General features: G+C 43.1%; 1 protein-coding gene. It reads right to left on the bottom strand.

What is annotated here, in order from left to right; genetic code table 11:
- A partial coding sequence (locus SB749_RS18865; RefSeq protein ID WP_410711648.1) for a DUF3987 domain-containing protein occupies nucleotides 1-367 on the bottom strand: 367 nt, incomplete at both ends.

Raw genomic sequence — 367 nt, 5'->3', positions numbered from 1 at the left:
CTTACGTTCTTCAAAAAATGCGATCAATGAAGCTATACGGCTCGCATTTTCTGCCATGCGTGATGCATACGCTTTTAATGTCGCAAATATACCACCTAGCTTCTGACGATCTTCTATTGCTTGCATATGGTCATCAAAAGTCTGTTGAGCTGTGACATCTGACCATTGTATTTTGATGCGTTCAGATTTGTCTGCGATGTTGGTTGGCCCATCGGCGGGCAAAGTAGCAAGCAAAACTTGACAGCGTGACCAATATTCCATTAAGTAAGGGTTGTCGTCTGAGCTATGACTTCTACGCTTTGGATCATTCCATGTTCTATATCCTCGCAGATCTTCAGGACAAGCAATCAAAGCACGAGCTAAAAAC

The organism is Brevibacterium sp. SIMBA_078 (genome assembly GCF_046534565.1).
Classification (GTDB): Bacteria; Actinomycetota; Actinomycetes; order Actinomycetales; family Brevibacteriaceae; genus Brevibacterium.
This window is presented reverse-complemented; position numbering and strand designations above follow the sequence as displayed.